Origin of the sequence: Micromonospora sp. LOL_024, from assembly GCF_048060415.1 — a bacterium.
GTDB lineage: Bacteria > Actinomycetota > Actinomycetes > Mycobacteriales > Micromonosporaceae > Micromonospora.
Genome location: NZ_JBHMIS010000006.1, coordinates 124196 through 141641 on the forward strand (window position 1 = coordinate 124196; position 17446 = coordinate 141641).

14 protein-coding genes are annotated in these 17446 nt (G+C 73.5%); 5 read left to right on the forward strand and 9 right to left on the reverse strand.

Annotated features, from left to right (window positions below):
• The first annotated feature begins 47 nt into the window (after positions 1 to 47).
• A complete protein-coding gene (gene gcvT, locus ACFHWY_RS10075) occupies positions 48 to 1172 on the forward strand; it encodes a glycine cleavage system aminomethyltransferase GcvT (protein WP_416579852.1) in 1125 nt (374 codons plus the stop codon).
• A 103-nt stretch (positions 1173 to 1275) separates the two neighbouring features.
• Here gcvT and ACFHWY_RS10080 read toward each other — a convergent pair whose 3' ends face one another.
• The 4 genes from ACFHWY_RS10080 to ACFHWY_RS10095 all read right to left on the reverse strand — a co-directional run bounded on the left by ACFHWY_RS10080 (position 1276) and on the right by ACFHWY_RS10095 (position 5668).
• Entirely contained in the window at positions 1276 to 2565 is a 1290-nt protein-coding gene (locus ACFHWY_RS10080; RefSeq protein WP_416579853.1) for a DUF2314 domain-containing protein, read from the reverse strand.
• A gap of 65 nt (positions 2566 to 2630) precedes the next feature.
• Positions 2631 to 3404 (reverse strand): adenosylcobinamide-GDP ribazoletransferase, encoded by a 774-nt coding sequence (locus ACFHWY_RS10085; protein WP_416579854.1) that lies wholly within the window; start codon positions 3402 to 3404, stop codon positions 2631 to 2633.
• On the reverse strand, positions 3394 to 5388 hold the full coding sequence (locus ACFHWY_RS10090; RefSeq protein WP_416579855.1) for a bifunctional adenosylcobinamide kinase/adenosylcobinamide-phosphate guanylyltransferase: 1995 nt from the start codon (positions 5386 to 5388) through the stop codon (positions 3394 to 3396). Before ACFHWY_RS10090 ends, ACFHWY_RS10085 begins: the two co-directional genes overlap by 11 nt.
• A gap of 73 nt (positions 5389 to 5461) precedes the next feature.
• Positions 5462 to 5668 carry a Rho termination factor N-terminal domain-containing protein gene (locus ACFHWY_RS10095; protein WP_416579856.1) on the reverse strand — a complete coding sequence of 69 codons (207 nt, stop codon included), beginning with the start codon at positions 5666 to 5668 and terminating at the stop codon, positions 5462 to 5464.
• 223 nt (positions 5669 to 5891) lie between these two features.
• On the opposite strand from ACFHWY_RS10095, the gene ACFHWY_RS10100 reads away from it, so the two are divergent.
• Entirely contained in the window at positions 5892 to 6092 is a 201-nt protein-coding gene (locus tag ACFHWY_RS10100) for a hypothetical protein (protein WP_416579944.1), read from the forward strand.
• The gene (locus tag ACFHWY_RS10105; RefSeq protein WP_416579857.1) at positions 6092 to 6883 is read left to right on the forward strand and encodes a site-2 protease family protein; all 792 of its coding nucleotides are present in this window, start codon (positions 6092 to 6094) and stop codon (positions 6881 to 6883) included. Before ACFHWY_RS10100 ends, ACFHWY_RS10105 begins: the two co-directional genes overlap by 1 nt.
• 71 nt (positions 6884 to 6954) lie before the next feature.
• On the opposite strand, the gene ACFHWY_RS10110 is transcribed toward ACFHWY_RS10105, so the two are convergent.
• The 5 genes from ACFHWY_RS10110 to nadA form a co-directional block, all read right to left on the reverse strand.
• Entirely contained in the window at positions 6955 to 7953 is a 999-nt protein-coding gene (locus ACFHWY_RS10110; RefSeq protein WP_416579858.1) for an aldo/keto reductase family protein, read from the reverse strand.
• A 246-nt stretch (positions 7954 to 8199) separates the two neighbouring features.
• Positions 8200 to 11658, reverse strand: coding sequence for a WG repeat-containing protein (locus ACFHWY_RS10115; RefSeq protein ID WP_416579859.1), 3459 nt, complete (start codon positions 11656 to 11658; stop codon positions 8200 to 8202).
• A gap of 492 nt (positions 11659 to 12150) precedes the next feature.
• Positions 12151 to 12753 carry a DUF3043 domain-containing protein gene (locus ACFHWY_RS10120; RefSeq protein ID WP_416579860.1) on the reverse strand — a complete coding sequence of 201 codons (603 nt, stop codon included), beginning with the start codon at positions 12751 to 12753 and terminating at the stop codon, positions 12151 to 12153.
• A 93-nt stretch (positions 12754 to 12846) separates the two neighbouring features.
• Positions 12847 to 14202 (reverse strand): UDP-N-acetylglucosamine 1-carboxyvinyltransferase, encoded by a 1356-nt coding sequence (gene murA / locus ACFHWY_RS10125; protein WP_416579861.1) that lies wholly within the window; start codon positions 14200 to 14202, stop codon positions 12847 to 12849.
• Positions 14203 to 14429: 227 nt separating this feature from the next.
• Entirely contained in the window at positions 14430 to 15605 is a 1176-nt protein-coding gene (gene nadA / locus ACFHWY_RS10130) for a quinolinate synthase NadA (RefSeq protein WP_416579862.1), read from the reverse strand.
• A gap of 68 nt (positions 15606 to 15673) precedes the next feature.
• Here nadA and ACFHWY_RS10135 point away from each other — a divergent pair, with 68 nt between their 5' ends.
• Positions 15674 to 16813 (forward strand): glycerate kinase, encoded by a 1140-nt coding sequence (locus ACFHWY_RS10135; protein ID WP_416579863.1) that lies wholly within the window; start codon positions 15674 to 15676, stop codon positions 16811 to 16813.
• A gap of 196 nt (positions 16814 to 17009) precedes the next feature.
• Positions 17010 to 17378, forward strand: a complete 369-nt coding sequence (gene erpA, locus ACFHWY_RS10140) for an iron-sulfur cluster insertion protein ErpA (RefSeq protein WP_204032725.1) — start codon at positions 17010 to 17012, stop codon at positions 17376 to 17378.
• Positions 17379 to 17446 lie beyond the last annotated feature (68 nt).

Genomic DNA, 17446 nt, shown 5'->3' on the forward strand with positions numbered 1-17446 from the left:
TCTCGCCGATGCTAACCAGCCCGGGGCATCCCGGTAAGTTGGCACCCATGACCGACGTGACCACCGACGCCGCCGTGACCCGGCTGCGTCGTTCTCCGCTGGGCGAGAGGCACACCGCGCTCGGCGCCAAGTTCGCTCCGTTCGGCGGCTGGGAGATGCCGCTGGAGTACGCCGGCGGCGGGGTGCTCCGGGAACATGCCGCGGTGCGTACCGGGGTCGGCGTGTTCGACGTCTCGCACCTGGGCAAGGTGCGGGTGACCGGCCCGGGAGCGGCCCGGTTCATCGACGCCTGCCTCAGCAACGACCTGGGCCGGATCGGGCCGGGCAGGGCGCAGTACACCCTCTGCTGTGACCAGGCCACTGGCGGCGTGGTGGACGACATCATCGCCTACCTGCACTCCGACGACCATGTCTTCCTCATCCCGAACGCCGCGAACACCGCCGAGGTGGTGCGCCGGCTGCGCGCCGCCGCGCCACCGCGGGTCACGGTGACCGACGAGCACGAGGAGTACGCCGTGCTGGCGGTGCAGGGCCCCCGGTCGTCGCAGCTGCTGAGCGGCCTGGGCCTGCCCACCGAGCACGGGTACATGAGCTTTTCGGCGGCGACGCTCGACGGTGTCGAGCTGACCGTGTGCCGGACCGGCTACACCGGCGAGCTGGGCTACGAGCTGGTGCTGCCGACCGGTGCCGGAGCCGCGGTCTGGGACGCCCTGTTCGCCGCCGAGCCAGCCCCACAGGCATGTGGGCTCGGCGCCCGGGACACGCTGCGCACCGAGATGGGGTACCCGTTGCACGGCCAGGACCTGTCGCTGGAGATCACGCCGGTGCAGGGCCGGTCGGGCTGGGCGGTCGGCTGGGACAAGCCGGCATTCTGGGGCCGCGACGCGCTGCTCGCGGAGAAATCCGTCGGCCCCCGCCGTACGCTGCGCGGCCTGGTGGCCGTCGAGCGGGCGATTCCCCGTCCGGGCATGGCGGTGTACTCCGGCGACGATCGGGTCGGTACCGTCACCAGCGGCACCTTCAGTCCCACGTTGAAGCAGGGCATCGCCCTAGCGTTGATCGACACGGCCCCCGCCCTCCCCGACGGCGCCGAGCTGCACGTCGACATCCGCAACCGCCGCGCCCCCGTCCGCCTGAGGCGCCCCCCGTTCACCCAAGCCTCCGTCAAGTAACCTACCCCCCACCCACACCGTGGCGTCGATCATGAGGCTGGCGGCAGTTCCGGAGATCGACTGCGCCGCTAACCTCATGATCAACAGAGGTTGGGGTGGGGGGTTAGGGGGTGGGAGGGGTGCCGGCGTCTAGGACGGCCTGGGTCCAGCCGCCCTCGATGACGCCGGTGGAATCGAGGACGGCCCAGTCGACCACGTCGGCGGCTTCCACCACGACGGGGGAGCCGATCCGCACCGTGGCGTCGGTGTTCGAGTCGCTGGCGCTGGCGCCGACGATCCGCTCCGGGGTGTCCCAGGAGGTGACGCCGGCCCAGACGTACTCGGGGCCGTCGACGCCCGGCAGGCCGTACTTGATCACCAGCTGGGTCTCGGCGGGCAGGTGCCCGCCACGGAACCGGGCCCGGATGTCGTCGAGTCCGGCGCGGGCGGTGGCGACCGCCCGGCTCATCGCGTCGTCCGCGCGGGCGTAGCGCACGTCGGGCTGGATGCCGGCGAAGAGCGTGGCGCAGGCGGCGGCGAAGTAGCGTCCGGCCGGCCCGGCGTGCCCGGCCGGCGGGCGCAGGCTGAGAAACGAGTCGGCCTCCGGGTCGGTGGCCGGATCCAGCTCCAGCCGCAGCAGCACCGGCGCGGTCGCCCCGTGCTGCTCCGGATTGCCGTACGCCACCGCGATGTCGTGCCCGGTCACCGTCGCCAGCACCGGCAACTGGACGAATGCCGGCACGTCGTCGCCGGTCAGTCCGTCGGTCCAGTCGCGTAGCAGCCGCCGGGCGGCGCCGGTCATCACCGCACCCCAGGCCCGGGTGAGGTGGTCGGGCACGCCTTGGGTCTGCAATTCCAGCAACCCGAAGCGGCGCAGCCCCTTGGTCGTGAACCAGAGCCCCTCCGCGTCCGACGAGTAGGGCACGAGCACCCAGTCGACCAACCGGACCCGTCCCTGGGCGTCGGGCAGCGTACGCAGCGCCGCCGCCGGGTCCAGGAACTGCAGACCGAAGACGTCCACCACGTCGCTGCCGACGGCCTCCGCGATCGCGGCGGCCACTGCCCGGGCGGACCATTCGTGCGCGGGCGGCCAGCCTGGCCGGTACTCGGCCTGCACCACCACCAGGTGGCTCGCCGCGGCCAGCCGGTCCAGCTGCGACGACCCCGCCCCGAACGCGCTGAGCAGGTCGGGCGGTAGCGCCGGAAACTCGCCGATCGGCCGGATGTCGACGCTCATCAACGGGCTGTCCAGCATCTGCCGGGCCAACCCTTGTACCGGATCGGCGAGCCGGCCGGCCAGCCCGCTCACCGCTGTCCGCGCGGTCACCGACGGCAGTCCCACCGTCGGCACCAGGTAGGTCGCGCTGAGCGACTCCGGGACCGGGACGGGCAGGAAGTCGTCGGTGATGAGCATGGTTCCCCCGGGTGGCCGCGCCGGTGCTGTCGTGGGAGAACGCTACCCGCCGTCGACCGGCCGGCTCAGCCGGACAGGGTCAGACCCAGGTAGACCAGCGTGGTGACCAGTTCGACCGTCGCGCCGAGCACGTCTCCGGTGATGCCGCCGAGGCGGCGTACCACGTGCCTGAGCAGCCCGGCCGCGACGGCGAGCGCCCCGAGCACGGCGACCGGCCCCTGCCAGGGTCGCTCCGGCACCGCCGCGACCGCGAGCAGCGCGACGGCGATCGTCCCGGTGGCCAGCGCAACCGGCCCGACGGTGCCGGCCACCAGCGCGCCGAGGCCCACCGGGCGGGCCGCCGGAACGCCCCGCCGGCAGGCGAGCGGCACGCCCAGCCGGCCGGCGGCGACCGCCGTCACCACGGCCGCCAGCGTCGCCGGCCAGGACCGGCCGACCAGTTCGGCCAGCGCCGCGGCCTGCACCAGCAGGACGAGCACCAGCGCGACCACGCCGAACGGCCCCATGTCGGGCTTCTTCATGATCTCCAGCGCGGCCGTGCCGCGCCGGTACGACCCGAGCCCGTCCACGGTGTCGGCCAGCCCGTCCAGGTGCAGCCCACGGGTCAGCAGGGCGGCGACGGCGACAGTCACCGCGGCGGCGACCAGCGGCGCGGTGACCGTGCCGAGCGTCAGCAGCACACCCGCCAGCGGTACGCCGAGCAGCGCGCCGACCACCGGGGCGAGCGCCATCGCGGTGCCGGCCGTGACCCGGTCTACCCGGCCGGCGCGCACCGGCGCGACGGTGAGGACGGTCAGTGCCAGCCGCGCCCCGTCGCGCAGGCGTCGCTCAGCCGGCACGCGAGGCGGAGCTGTCCGCCGGTCGGGGCGCCGGTTGGGTGGACGCCGGCCCCGGTCCGTGGGGCTCAGGCTCGCGGACGTCGGGCTCGGTCCCGTCGACGGAATCCGGCGCCGGCGCGCCAACGCCCGGTGCCGGGCCGTCCAGACCTTCGCCCGGTGTGGGTCCGTCCTCGCCGGCACCCGGCGGCGGCCCGTCCGCGCCGGTCGGTCGGGGCGGCAGCGCGGCGGCCAGCGCCAGCACCGAGCGCAGCAAGGGCAGCACGGTCAGCGCGTTCGCCCCCTCACCGAGGTCGAGCCGCAGCTCCGCCAGCGGCGTCAGGCCGAGCACGTCGGCGGCCAGCGCCACGGCGGGGTGCCCGCCATGGTCGGCCAGGAGGCACCAGTGCCGGGTCTGCCCGGCCAGGTCCCGGCCGACCATCCCGGCGGCCACGCCGACAGGCCCGTCCAGCAGCACCGGGATCCGGCGCGCGGTCGCGCCGAGCAGGACGCCGGTGGCGGCGGCGATGTCCCCGCCGCCCAGTTCGGCCAGCACGTTCCGGGCGTCGCGGGAGGACCCGCGGGTGCGGTGCAGCGCGTCCCGGACCGCCGCGCAGCGGGCCATCCAGGCGATGTCGTCGATCTCGCCGCCGCCGGTGACCACCCGGGCGAGCACCGCGGGCGGTTCGGCGCCTGCGGTCGCGGCGAGCACCGCGGCGGCCGTGGCCTCGGTGCCGGCACCACACGCGGCCAGCACCAGCAGTTGTACGCCGGCGTCCGCGGCCTCCTCGGCGAGCCGCCAGCCGGCGCGCAGGGACGCCTCGACCTGTTCGTCGCTCAGCGCCGGTCCGAGCTCGATGGGTGCGGCGGCGGGGGTGTCCACCACCTGCAGGCTCGCCGCGCTTGCGCCGGCCAGCCGGGCGAGTACGCCCTGGCCGGCGCGGGCCTGGTCGGCCCGTCGGGCCGACTCGCCGGCCACCGTACCGGCGGCGACGCCCCCGGCGTGATCGCCGTGCAGCAGCAGCACCCGCACCGACTGCCAGGCTGCCGGGCTGGGGGTGCCCTGGGTGGCGGCGGCAAACGAGACCACCTGCTCCAGTACGCCGAGGCCGGTGCCCGGCACATCGAGGGTGGCCAGCCGCTCCACGGCCTGCGCCCCGGCGTGCTCGTCCGGCATCGGCAGCTGCATACCGGGCTGGATGTCCACGTCGGCGGCGGTTGCCGGGTGTACGGTGCCGGGCGCCGTCGAGCCGCCGGGGCTGCTGGCGTGGGGGCCGGCGGCGCTGGTGGCGTCGGCGGGCGGGCCAGCGGTGATCACCGGCGGGGAGCCGGGCAGTGCGGGGCCGCTGTCGTCGCCCGGCTGCGCGCTGACGGGGCCGCTCTGCGTCGGCACCGTGGCACCGTGGCCGCCGGCGGAGGTGCGGGCCGGCGGGGCCACCGCGGCCGATGCCGGTTCGGCGGTTACCGGCTTCAGCCGGCAGGGCTGTCCGGCGACGATCAGGACCACCGCGTCGCACGCGTCGGCGACCGCCCGGTTGACCGTGCCTAGCGCGTCGGTGAACGCCCGGCCCAGCGGCGTCGTCGGCACCAGGGAGAGCCCGACCTCGGGGCTGACCAGCACCAGCCGCGCCGCGCAGGCCCGAACGGCGGTGGCCAGCTCGTCGACGGTGGCGGAGTCGTCGGCCGGCTGGTGAGCCGGGTCGAGCAGGACGGTCACCCAGCCGCCGAGGTCGTCGACGAGCAGCGTCTCGTCCGACCGAGCGCCGGCGATCACGTCCGCGAGTCGGCGCGGTTCGGTCGCGGTCTCCTCGGTGCGCCAGGTGGCCGGTCGGCGGGCGCGGTGCGCGGCGAGGCGTGCCGCCCATTCGGGGTCGTCGTCGCCTCCGCCGGCGGCGGTTGCCACATACCGGACCGTGGCCGCGTCGGCGACCAGGGACTCGGCGAACTCCGACTTGCCGGACCGGATGCCGCCGAGGACCAGCAGCGTGTTCCACCCGTCTAGGGACATGGTCGTACCTTACGGCCAGGAGGCCGGCCCAGGCATCGCAGGTACGCCGCCGCCGACCGCTGCCGGGTGCGGCTCAGTCCTGCTCCGGAGCCTGGTAGCGGTAGTCGTTCGGGTTGACGTCGGCCGGCTTCGGATCCTCCTGCCAGGCGCCCTCGCCCGGGCGCGCGAGCAGGGCGTCGATCAGTTCCTGCCGGTCCATCTCCGGGGCACCCTGAATCCCGCCAGTCACCGCGATGTGGCGTAGCTGCGCCGTGTCCATGTCCGGTATGGGTTTCGTCATCGCCGCCTCCACGTCATGCACGGTCTCCTCCGACGGGCATACCCCACCTGGCGGCGGTCTACTCGCAGTGCTCGCGGCGACCGTCGAGCGCGGGTCCCGGGCCGGCGTCGAGCAGGGTGCCGGCGCTCGATCGACGCCCGTGGCCGGGCCGCCGGCCCGGTGGTGCGACTACGCTGGCGGGGGTCCGTCCCACGGGACATCAGCGGTGAGGGGAGACGCGCACATGGCGTGGAGTTGGCGGTACGAGGGCGCGAACGGCGAGCCGGTCGATGGCCCGGCCGAGTCGTTCGGCAGCCAGGCGGACGCCGAGTCCTGGATCGGCCAGTCCTGGCGGGATCTCGCTGCGTCCGGCGTCACCTCGGTCGCGCTGCTCGAGGACGATCGGGTGGATTACCGGATGAGCCTGCTGCCCGTGGCGGAGTGATGGCGCCCCGGGACGCCGAGCCGCTGGCGCTGGAGGTCCCCCGGGCGGCGTTCCGGCCCAGCCCGGTCTTCGGAGCCCTGGTCGCGCTGCTGGTGACCTGCGCCCTGCTGACCTGGCACGGGATCGGCAACATCCGGCTCGCCGTGTTCGGTTTCGTCGTCTGCGGTTGGCTGGTCTCGCTCTGCCTGCACGAGTACGCCCACGCTGTTTTCGCGTACCGGTTCGGCGACCGGGGCGTGGCCCACCGCGGTTACCTGACACTCAACCCGCTGAAGTACAGCCACCCGCTGCTGTCCGTCGCGCTGCCGGTGGCGGTGGTGCTGCTCGGCGGCATCGGCCTTCCGGGCGGAGCGGTCTGGGTGGACCGGCACGTGATCCCGGGTCGGCTGCGGCACACCGTGGTCAGCCTCGCCGGCCCGGCCACCAACGTGGTCTTCGCGCTGGTGCTGGTGGCGGTCCTTCGCATCGGCGCGCCAGGCGGCGGTCCGGTGGAGTTCTGGGCCGCCGTGGCTCTGCTCGCCTTCCTGCAGCTCACCGCCAGCCTGCTCAACCTGCTGCCGGTGCCCGGGCTGGACGGCGGCAACATGATCCAGCCGTGGCTGGGCCCGCAGTACCGCCGGATGTACGACCTCTTCGCGCCGTACGGCTTCATCCTGCTCTTCGCGCTGCTGTGGAACCCGCGCATCGGTGGCTGGTTCTTCGACGCGGTCTTCGCGATCGGCGACTTCCTCGGCCTGCCGCCGTGGCTCTACGCCACCGGTCTTGAGTTGATCCGCTTCTGGCAGGGCTGACCGAGGCCACCGGTCGGCGGTGGACCGCAGTGCCCGGCCGGAGTGTGCCGCACCGGCCGGGCGCGGTGGGGTCAGGGCCGCTGTGCCGGTGACTCGGTACGCGCGGGATCGCGCTCGGCCACCGGGTCGACGATCTCGTCGATCGCCTTGAGTAGACCGGCGTCGAGCTTGACGCCGGCCGCCTTCACGTTGTCGTGCACCTGCTCGGGACGGGACGCCCCGATGATGGCCGACGACACGTTGGGGTTCTGCAGCACCCAGGCGATGGCCAGCTGGGCCATGCTCAGCCCGGCCTGGTCGGCCAGCGGCCGCAGCTGCTGCACCCGGGTCAGCACGTCGTCGGTCAGCCACTTGGCGATGAAGCCCGCGCCGGACTTCTCGTCGGTGGCCCGGGAACCGGCCGGCGGCGGCTGGCCGGGGAGGTACTTGCCGGACAGTACGCCCTGCGCCATCGGCGACCAGACGATCTGCCCGATGCCCAGCTCCTCGCTGGTGGGCACGACCTCGGTCTCGATGACCCGCCAGAGCATCGAGTACTGCGGCTGGCTGGAGACCAGCGGGATGCGTAGCTCCCGGGCGAGGGCGTGGGCCTCGCGGAGCTGTGACGCCTTCCACTCCGAGACGCCGATGTAGTGCGCCTTGCCGGAGTGCACGACGTCGGCGAAGGCCTCCATCGTCTCCTCCAGCGGGGTGCTGTAGTCGAACCGGTGGGCCTGGTAGAGGTCCACGTAGTCGGTCCGCAGCCGGCGCAGCGAGCCGTCGATCGACTCCATGATGTGCTTGCGGGACAGGCCCCGGTCGTTGCGACCCGGGCCGGTGGGCCAGTACACCTTGGTGAGGATCTCCAGGCCCTCGCGCCGTTCCTGCTCCAGCGCCCGGCCGAGGACGTCCTCGGCGCGGGTGCCGGCGTAGACGTCGGCGGTGTCGAAGGTGGTGATGCCGGCGTCGAGGGCAGCCCGGACGCAGGCGAACGCCGCATCCTCCTCGACCTGCGAGCCGTGGGTGATCCAGTTGCCGTACGAGATCTCACTGACCAGGAGGCCGGAGCGGCCCAGGTGTCGGAATTCCATCCTCCGACCCTAGCCCGCGCCTAGGGATCGACGGGCACCGCGATCGGGCTGGCAGCAACGCGTGTCGCATGCTCCGGGCCAGCTCGGTCGGTGTATGAGCGCGCCGTAGTGGGCCGGGTCGTTGTAGAACCACACTCCGTCGGCGGCCCTCTCGACGTCGGACCAAGGTGTTCGAGTAAGGAGCAGTACGAACCGGCGGGTCGTACGGCCTGGCCGTCCCGTGCGCCGTCGATTGCCCCGGGCCGCTCAGAGTACCGGGTTGGCGTCGGTGAGCAGCCCTTCGATCTCGGTGACCACCGCGTCCGGATGGTGGAACATCGGGTCGATCAGCCCCGCGCCCCGCCGGTCCAGTGCACCCCAGTTCCCGGCACTGTTGGTCGCCAGGAAGGCGACCGGGTGGATCAGCAACGCTGGGTGCGACGGTGCGACGATCACCTGCCCGGCACGGTCCACCACGCCCTTGCGGCCGGCGAGATCGACCACCGCCAGCCCTTCATCGGTGAAGCCGTCGATGTAGCGACCGTCGGCGAGGGTGGTGTGGAAGCCGTGGTACTGGGTCGGCACCACGATCCGGCCGGTACGGTCCACGGCCCCCCAGCCCTCCCGCCGGACCGTCGCCACGCCCTTACGGAACGGCCGCACCTCGGCGAAGCCGGGCGGTACGGCCACCTTGCCGGCGGTGTCCACCGCCATCCAGCCGCTCTCGTCCCGGACCACCCAGGCCAGGCCGTCGGAGAACGGGCGGGCCGCGAGGAAGGCCGGCTCGATCACGGTCTCGCCGGCCAGGTCGATCAACGACCAGCGGTCGGTCTGCGGTCCGCGGACCCAGGCCAGACCGTCGCGGAACGGCTGTGCCTCGGCGTACCGGGCCGGCACGACCATGTCGCCCTCGGCGTCCGCGTAACCCCACAGGCCCTGGCCGCCGTCGCGGGCGGGCTGCGGGCTCCGGTCGCGCTCCAACACCGCGTCCCAACTGCGCGGATATGGCCCGAAGCCGGTCTCGGCGGCTCGGTCGGCGATCGCGTCCAGCCCGGTCCGGACCCGGTCCAGCAACTCGGCGTCGCCCTCGCCACGCAGGTCGAGAGCGCGTTCGAAGTGGTGGCAGGCCTCGATCAGCCGGCCCTGGTCGTAGCAGCAGCGGGCGGCGTGCTCGTGCAGAGCGGCCCGCAGCCGATCGGGCAGCTCGACCGAGTTGGCCTCCGCGAACAGCCGGTCGGCCTCCGCGAACTCGCCCCGCCAGTGCAGTACGTGGGCCAGCCGGGCCTGGGCCAGCGCGGTGCGCCGCAACTCTCCGGTCGCCTCGGCATAGGTCAGCGCCATCCGGCCGTCGGCCAGCGCGTCATCGAGATCGTCGAGCACCCGCGAGGCGACCGCGCGTAGGCTCAGTAACCGGGCCCGGGAACGGTTGTCCAAGGCCGTGGCGAGCTTGTCGGTGAGTTGTTGTCGGACGGAACGCAGCTCCTCCGGATCGTCCACGAGTTCGCGCAGGGTGGCCGGGTCGAGTCGCCACCGGTAGTTCGCCAGCACCTGCTCGGGATCGGCCGGTGCTTCGGGTACCGGCTCGGGGTCTTCCGCCGGCTCGGGCACCTGTACGCCGTCGTCCGGTGGTCCGGAGACGGGAGCCTCGGGGGCCGTGGCGTCGGCGGGTGGGGCGGAGACGGGAAGCACGGGGAGCGGTGGCGCGGAGACGGGTCCCGCGGAGAGCGGGTCGATCAGGGCCGGGTCGGCCGGCGATGCCGCGCCGGGTGGGGAGAGCGGTGCCGGGACGGGCGGCCCGTAGACCGGCACCGAGGGTGTGGCGGCGGGTGGAGCACTGACGGGCACCACCGCCGGACCTGTTGGTGTGGCGTCCGACGACGCCCAGGCGGGCGGGGCGCCGCCCGACACCGGCTGGCCCGGTGCACTCAGGGGGATCTCGTCCGTGCTGGTCGTGCTGCTGCCGGGCTTCGACGCTGCCGGCTCGGGCTGCCGAGGCGGGTTGCCCGGGACCGGCGCGGGTGCTCCGAACCATCCGGGCGGACTCTCGGACGTTGGCCGGGCGGGTGTGGTCGGCTCCGGCGGCGCGGAGACCGGGCGGTGGTCGGGTGGCGCGGAGACGGGCCGCGTGGCGGCTGCAGGCGGCGGTGTGGCAACGATCGGCTGGTCGTGCAGTGGCGCGGGACGGACCTGGTGCTCCTGCAGTGGCGCCGACCGGACCTCGTGCTGGTGCAGTGGCGCCGGTCGGACCGTGTCTCCGGCCGGTGTCCGGTCGACCGCGGCGGCAGGCCGGCCGCGATGCTGGCCGGTCCGGCCCTCGTCGGGGCGTGCGGTCGCGGGTCGGTCCGGTCCTGAAGAGTGGGTGTCGGTCCGTTCCCGGTCCGACGCCGGTGCGGCGGACCAGCGCTGGGGTGCTGCCCCCTCGTCCGGCTGGAGACGCCGCGGGGCGGGTGAGACCGGCCGGGCCCGCCCGGCGGCGGGCGAGACGGGCCGGTCGGGGACCACCGAAAGGTGACGTCGAGATGGACCGTCGGGCGCGGGTGAGACCGGTCGCTCGGTCCCGGGCAACTGGGCCGCCGGCCGGTCGACGGATCGCTGCGGTCCGGGCGTCTCAGGCCCGCCGGTCGCCCGCCGCGACCGGTCGGCACCCTGCTCAGGGGCCTCCGGACGCTGGTACTCGCGATGGTCCCGGCCACTGCTCGGACGCAGCGGTCCGGGCGGGGGCCAGGGCAGGTCACCACGGGCCGGTGCGGCCTTCGCCTGTTGATCCGGCGGCGGCTCCGCGCGGCCCCGCTCCGGCGACCAGTCGGGTCGGGACCTCTCGTCGAGGGTCGGGCGGACCGGTTCGTCGACGTAGCCGTCGGGGTACGGGGCGCCGTCCGGATCCCCGACACCGAACTCGGTCCGGTAGCCGTCCACCACCGGTGCGTCGTCGTGCGCCGGCTGCCCGGGATGGCTGCTCCACTGGTAGCGCAGGCGTTGGGGATTGTCCGCCGACGGTCCCCGAACAGCACCCTCCACCGGTCGCCGGGTGGCTGGGGACCGGCGTGCGTCGTCGTCCGGCTCCGGCACCCGGCCGGCGTCCGGCCAACCGGCGTCCGGCCGACCGGCCGATGACACCGGCTTGCTCCGGCGGAACTGGTCCCGGTCGGTCGGGTCGGAACGACGTGGACGCTGGCCGTGCCGGTCGGGCTCGCGACGGTCGGGTTCGCGGCGGTCGTACCGATCAGGGTCGTGCTGATCGCGTCGGTCGGCGTACCGGTCCGGGTCGCGTCGGGGCGACGCGCCTGAGCCCACCCCCTGAGAACCGAACTCCGACCAGGTGACCCCGTCACGTCGACGGTCGGGATCGCCCTGCGGTGACCGCCGGCGGTCCTGCCGGGACTGCTCCGGTCGCTCGGCGGCGGCCGACCTTGCGTAGGGCCGAGCACCGCTCAGTCCGCCCGGGCGGCGCGGTTCGGGTAGCTCCTGCCGGCCCGGCCGCCCGTCCGGCTGCTCGTCCCAGGATCGACCCACGTACGTGCCGTCGGGCCTGGTCGGTGCCAGCGGGGGCACCTCGGCCCGGCCGACTGCGCTCGCCCGGCCCCGCGCGGCCGGTGGCTGGCGGTTGACGCCGTCGTCGCCCGGGTAGCGCTGGCCCGGAAACTGTGGCTGCCACTCGGCCGTCGGCTCGGCGACCCAGGACGGCTCGGCGGGATCGTGCCACCGGTCGGCGTAGCCTCGACTCATCCGGCGGACCCGTCGCTGCCACCGGGACGTCGCCGGGAGGCGGCGCCGGCCGCGACTCGAGGATCGAGGACCGGTCCCGCCGACCCGGCGGGACGGCGCCACCGGGCCCCGGCCGTGGCAGCGCCCCGAGCCAGGGTCCGTCCGCTCACGGCCGCGCCCCGGTGGTCGGCTCGCGTCCGCTCGCTCACAGCGATGTCACCTCGTCGGAAATGGTCGCGCTGGGCACCCGAGGGCCGGCAAAGTCGCTCGTCCGGGCACCGAATGGCTGCGCATGGAGGGTAGCGGCGCAAGCTTGGTCACCGCCACTGCGGCACCCTCGTCGACCCAAACATTATCCCACTGATCCGGACATTTGGGTTGGACGTGGCCAGTCAGCTCCTGGCACCGGCTCGCCCCCTGGCGAGCCGGTACGTACCGAGGTCCAGGTAGGGCCGGAGTGTCGGGTGCCGGTGGTGTCGCCGGGCTGCTGCGGCGGGAGCGCGGCCGGGCCGGTCAGACCTCGTCGCCGATGGCGACCCGGGGCGCCGGGGTACGCAGCTTGCGGAAGGTGATCGACCGCATGATCGCGTAGACGTAGAGCGAGCCCAGGCGCTGGGTGGAGTTCGGGAAGCGCTCCCGTACCAGCTTCTTGATCTTGCGTGAGATGAGCACTGAGTCGATCACCACGCCGATGGCCAACGCGCCCCAGAGCAGGTTGGAGGCGAGCCGGATCGCCGGCGGCATCGCCTGGTTCGAGCCGATCAGCACCACCAGGGCGCCGCCGAAGAACCAGGTGCCGACCGTACGCCGGGAGTCGACCACGTTGCGCGTCAGCAGCCGCTCCGGACCCCGGTCGCGGGGCCCGCCCTCACGCCGGAACTCCGCGGAGGCCTCGGCGCGCCGCTGCCGGCGTACCGCCTTGGCCTCCTCCTTGCTCAGCGCCTTCACGGCGCCGGCCGGGCGTCGGCCGGTGGCGGGTCGCTTGGGCGTCTCCCGCCCCTTGCCCGGGGTGTAGCCACGGACACGGGCGGCCTCGGCCTCCTCCTCCGCCGGGGTCAGCGGCTCGGTGGCAGGCTCGGCGAGGTCAGCGGACTTGCGGCGAAACAGCGACGGCACGCGGCAAGGGTAGCCAACGCGCGGCGTCCGGTGCACATCGCGGGTGCACCGGACGCGAGCGGGGCCCGCGGTAGCACCGAGGGTGCGGCCCGGCTACGGCCGCTCGACGTGCGCGCCGAGGTCGGCGAGCTTGGCCTCGAAGTCCTCGTAGCCCCGGTTGATCAGGTCGACGCCGTACACCCGGGAGGTCCCCTCGGCGGCCAGCGCGGCGATCAGGTGGCTGAAGCCGGCCCGCAGGTCGGGAATAACCAGATCGGCGGCGTGCAGCTTGCTCGGCCCGGCGATCACCGCCGAGTGCTTGAAGTTGCGCCTGCCGAAGCGGCACGGGGTACCGCCCAGGCAGTCCCGGTAGACCTGGATGTTCGCGCCCATCGTGTTCAGTGCCTCGGTGTAGCCCAGCCGCTGCTCGTAGACCGTCTCGTGGACGATCGACAGGCCGCGCGCCTGGGTCAGCGCCACCACCAGCGGCTGCTGCCAGTCGGTCATGAAGCCCGGATGCACGTCGGTCTCCAGCGCGGTGGCCTGGAGTTCGCCGCCCGGGTGCCAGAAGCGGATGCCGCCCTCCTGGCCCGGGTTCCCCAGCCGGGGCGGCCGGGTGTCGGTGACCTCGTACTCGCCGCCGACCGAGCGGAAGACGTTCAGGAAGGTCATCATGTCGGCCTGCTCGGCGCCGAGCACCTCGACGTGTCCACGGGTGGCCAGCGCCGCCGCCGCCCAGCTCGCCGCCTCGATCCGGTCCGGGATCGGCCGGTGGTGGTAACCGTGCAGTTTCGGTACACCCTGAATCTCGATCACCCGGTCGGTGTGCACCTTGATGATCGCACCCATCTTCTGCAGGATGCAGATCAGGTCGATGATCTCCGGCTCCACCGCGGCGTTGCGCAGCTCGGTCACACCCTCGGCCATGACCGCGGTGAGCAGCACCTGCTCGGTCGCGCCCACACTCGGGTAGGGCAGCGCGAACTTGGTGCCGTGCAGACCGTTCGGCGCCGAGAGGTGCAGCCCCTCCGGGGTCTTGTCGATCGTGGCGCCGAACTCACGCAGCGCCTGCAGGTGGAAGTCGATCGGCCGTGGCCCGATGTGGCAGCCGCCCAGGTCGGGGATGAAGGCGTGCCCGAGGCGGTGCAGCAGCGGCCCGCAGAACAGGATCGGGATACGGCTGGAGCCGGCGTGCACGTTGATCTGGTCGGTGCTGGCGCTCTCCACGTTCGCCGGGTCGAAGACGAGTTCGCCGTCCTCCTCGCCGTCGGTGACCTTCACGCCGTGCAGCCCGAGCAGGCCCCGGACCACCTCGACATCACGGATCTTCGGTACGTCGAACAGTCGGCTCGGGCTGTCGCCGAGCAGCGCGGCGACCATCGCCTTCGAAACCAGGTTCTTCGCGCCGCGCACGCGGATCCGCCCTTGCAGCGGGGTGCCTCCGTGTACGACCAGGATGTCGTCGGTCAACGCAACCTCCAGCGCGTGCGTGCTGCCGTTTCGATGGGGGACACCACCGGTCGCTACCCGGGGCGCGGTGGCGGGCAAACTCCCGCGCCCGCGTTTGTTGTCGCCCGGCAGCATAGCCCTCCGTGATGAGAATGGATCCGGTCACACCGCTGCGGAGGGCATTTATCGGTGATCCGGCACTTTTGGGTACTGTGGCCACTACCGAGGGTGATGTCCGGTGGGAAGGCTCAGGCCCCCGGGAGCGCGAGCATCTGATCCAGCGCCACCCGGGCGTGGTGTGCGGTCTCGGCGTCGACCGTGATCCGGTTGACCACCCGACCCGCGACCAGCTCCTCCAGCGCCCACACCATGTGCGGAAGGTCGATCCGATTCATCGTCGAGCAGTAGCAGACCGCCCGGTCCAGGAACATGATCTGCTTGTCCGGGTGGGCCAGGGCGAGCCGGCGGACCAGGTTCAGCTCGGTGCCGACCGCCCACGCCGAGCCGGCCGGCGCCGCGTCGATGGTACGGATGATGTACTCCGTCGAGCCCACCAGGTTCGCCGCGTTGACGACCTCGTGCCGGCACTCGGGGTGCACCAGCACGTTGACCCCGGGCACCCGCTCGCGGACGTCGTTGACGCTGTCCAGCGTGAATCGGCCGTGCACCGAGCAGTGACCGCGCCAGAGGATCATCCGCGCGTCGCGCAGCTGCTCCGGAGCCAGCCCGCCGCCCGGCTTGTGCGGGTCGTAGAGCACGCATTCGTCCAGGGAGAGGCCCATCTCCAGTACGGCGGTGTTGCGGCCCAGATGCTGGTCCGGCAGGAAGAGCACCTTCTCGCCCTGCTCGTACGCCCACTCCAAAGCACGCTTCGCGTTCGACGAGGTGCACACCACGCCGCCGTTGCGCCCCACGAAACCCTTGATGTCCGCCGAAGAGTTCATGTAGGTAACCGGGACGGTCCGCTCGGCGACACCCAGCTCGGTGAGCACCTCCCAGGCGTTCTCCACCTGCGGCAGCGCCGCCATGTCCGCCATCGAGCAGCCGGCCGCAAGGTCCGGCAGGATCACCTGCTGCGTGCCGGCGGTAAGAATGTCGGCGCTCTCGGCCATGAAGTGCACGCCGCAGAAGACGATGTACTCCGCGTCCGGCCGGGCGGCGGCCTCCCGGGCCAGCTTGAACGAGTCGCCGGTCACGTCGGCGAACCGGATCACCTCGTCGCGCTGGTAGTGGTGGCCGAGCACGAAGACCTTCGCGCCCAACGCGGCCTTGGCCGCCGCGGCGCGGGCCACCAGGTCGGGGTCGCTCGGTGCCGGCAGGTCGCCCGGACACTCCACGCCACGTTCGGTGGCGGGGTCGCTGCCGCGGCCGAGAAGCAGCAGCGCGGTGGCGGTGTTGGAGGGTTCAGCCCAGGGCGACGTCACGCTCACCATGGTCCCACAACGTGACCGGTGCGCCGTCCCCGCCGGTGTGGGCTGCCACACTGCCAGACATGCGCGTACTGCTCTGCCCGGACAAGTTCGCCGGCACGCTGCCGGCCCCGCAGGTGGCCGCCGCGGTGGCCGACGGCTGGCGGGAGGTGGCACCCGGCGACGACCTAATGGTCAGGCCGTTGGCCGACGGGGGGCCGGGGTTCCTCGACGTGCTCGCCGAGGCGCTGTCCGGCCGGCGGGTACCGGTGCCGACCGTCGACCCGCTGGGGCGCCCGGCGGCCGGTGAGATCCTACTCACCGACGGCGGCGCGACCGCGTGGCTGGAGAGCGCCCACGCGTGCGGGCTGCACCTGCTCGACGCCGCCGAGCGCGACCCGAAGGCGGCCACGTCGTACGGGTTGGGCCTGCTGATCGCCGCAGCGGTCGAGGTCGGCGCCCGCACGGTGGTCGTCGGTCTGGGCGGTTCGGCGACCAACGACGGCGGCGCGGGCATGCTCGCCGCGTTGGGCGCGGTCCCTCTGGACGGGACCGACTCGTCCCTGCCGTACGGCGGAGCGGCGCTGGTGGCGGTAGCCACGCTCGGCGGCACCCCGAGGCTGCGCGAGGCGCGGCTGATCGCCGCCACCGACGTCGACAACCCGCTGCTCGGGCTGCACGGGGCGAGCAACGTCTTCGGGCCGCAGAAGGGCGCCGACCGGGCCGACGTGCTGCTGCTCGACGGCGCGCTGCACCGCTGGGCCGAGGTTCTGGAACGTGATCTGCCTGGCTGCCCCACCGCGTTGGGCACGCTGCCCGGTGGTGGCGCGGCCGGCGGCATCGGCGCGGCGCTGCTGGCCCTCGGCGGTCGGTGCGAGTCGGGCATCGGGCTGGTCAGCCGGGCCGTCGGGCTGGACGCCGCACTGGACAGGGTCGACCTGGTGATCACCGGGGAGGGCAAGTTCGACCATCAGTCGCTGCGCGGCAAGGTTGTCGCCGGAGTGGCCGGCGCCGCACGTGACCGGGGCGTACCCTGCGTCGTGCTCGCCGGACAGGTGAGCACCGGCCGGCGGGAGGCCGCCTCGGTCGGGGTGACCGACGCGTACAGCCTGGTGGAGCACTTCGGCGGCGAGGAGCGCGGCGGTCTGGCCGCCGCGCTGGACCGCCCGGCGGAGGGCCTGCGGGCGCTCGGCGCCCGACTGGCCCGGCAGTGGAGCCGCTGAGGCCGACCGCGTGTCGCGCCCGGTCCCCCGGGTACCAGGTACCGGGGCGGGCCGCTGGAGTGGCTGGTCACGCCGCCGGGCCACCCGGCTCTCCGGCGGCCTACAATCGGGAAACTGGACCACTGTGGGAATCGCCGACCGGCTGCTGACGTTGGCCAGGGGAGACCACACCGAACGCGCGCAGGGAGAATTCCACGTGACCACGCCAGCGCAGACCGAGTCGACCGAGGCCAAGGCCCCCACGTCCGTCGTCCTCACCGACGTCGCGGCGCAGAAGGTCAAGGCCCTGATCGAGCAGGAGGGCCGCGACGACCTGCGGCTCCGGATCGCCGTGCAGCCGGGTGGCTGCTCCGGCCTGCGGTACCAGCTGTTCTTCGACGAGCGTTCGCTCGACGGTGACGTCGTCACCGACTATGACGGTGTCGAGGTGGTCGTCGACCGGATGAGCGCTCCCTACCTGACCGGCGCCACCATCGACTTCGCCGACCGGATCGACGCCCAGGGCTTCACCATCGACAACCCGAACGCGGGCAACTCCTGCGCCTGCGGCGACTCCTTCAGCTGAGTCGGTCGGTCTAACCGACGGCGGGACGGCCAGACGGCCGTCCCGCCGTCGTTTCCGCGGCCGACGTC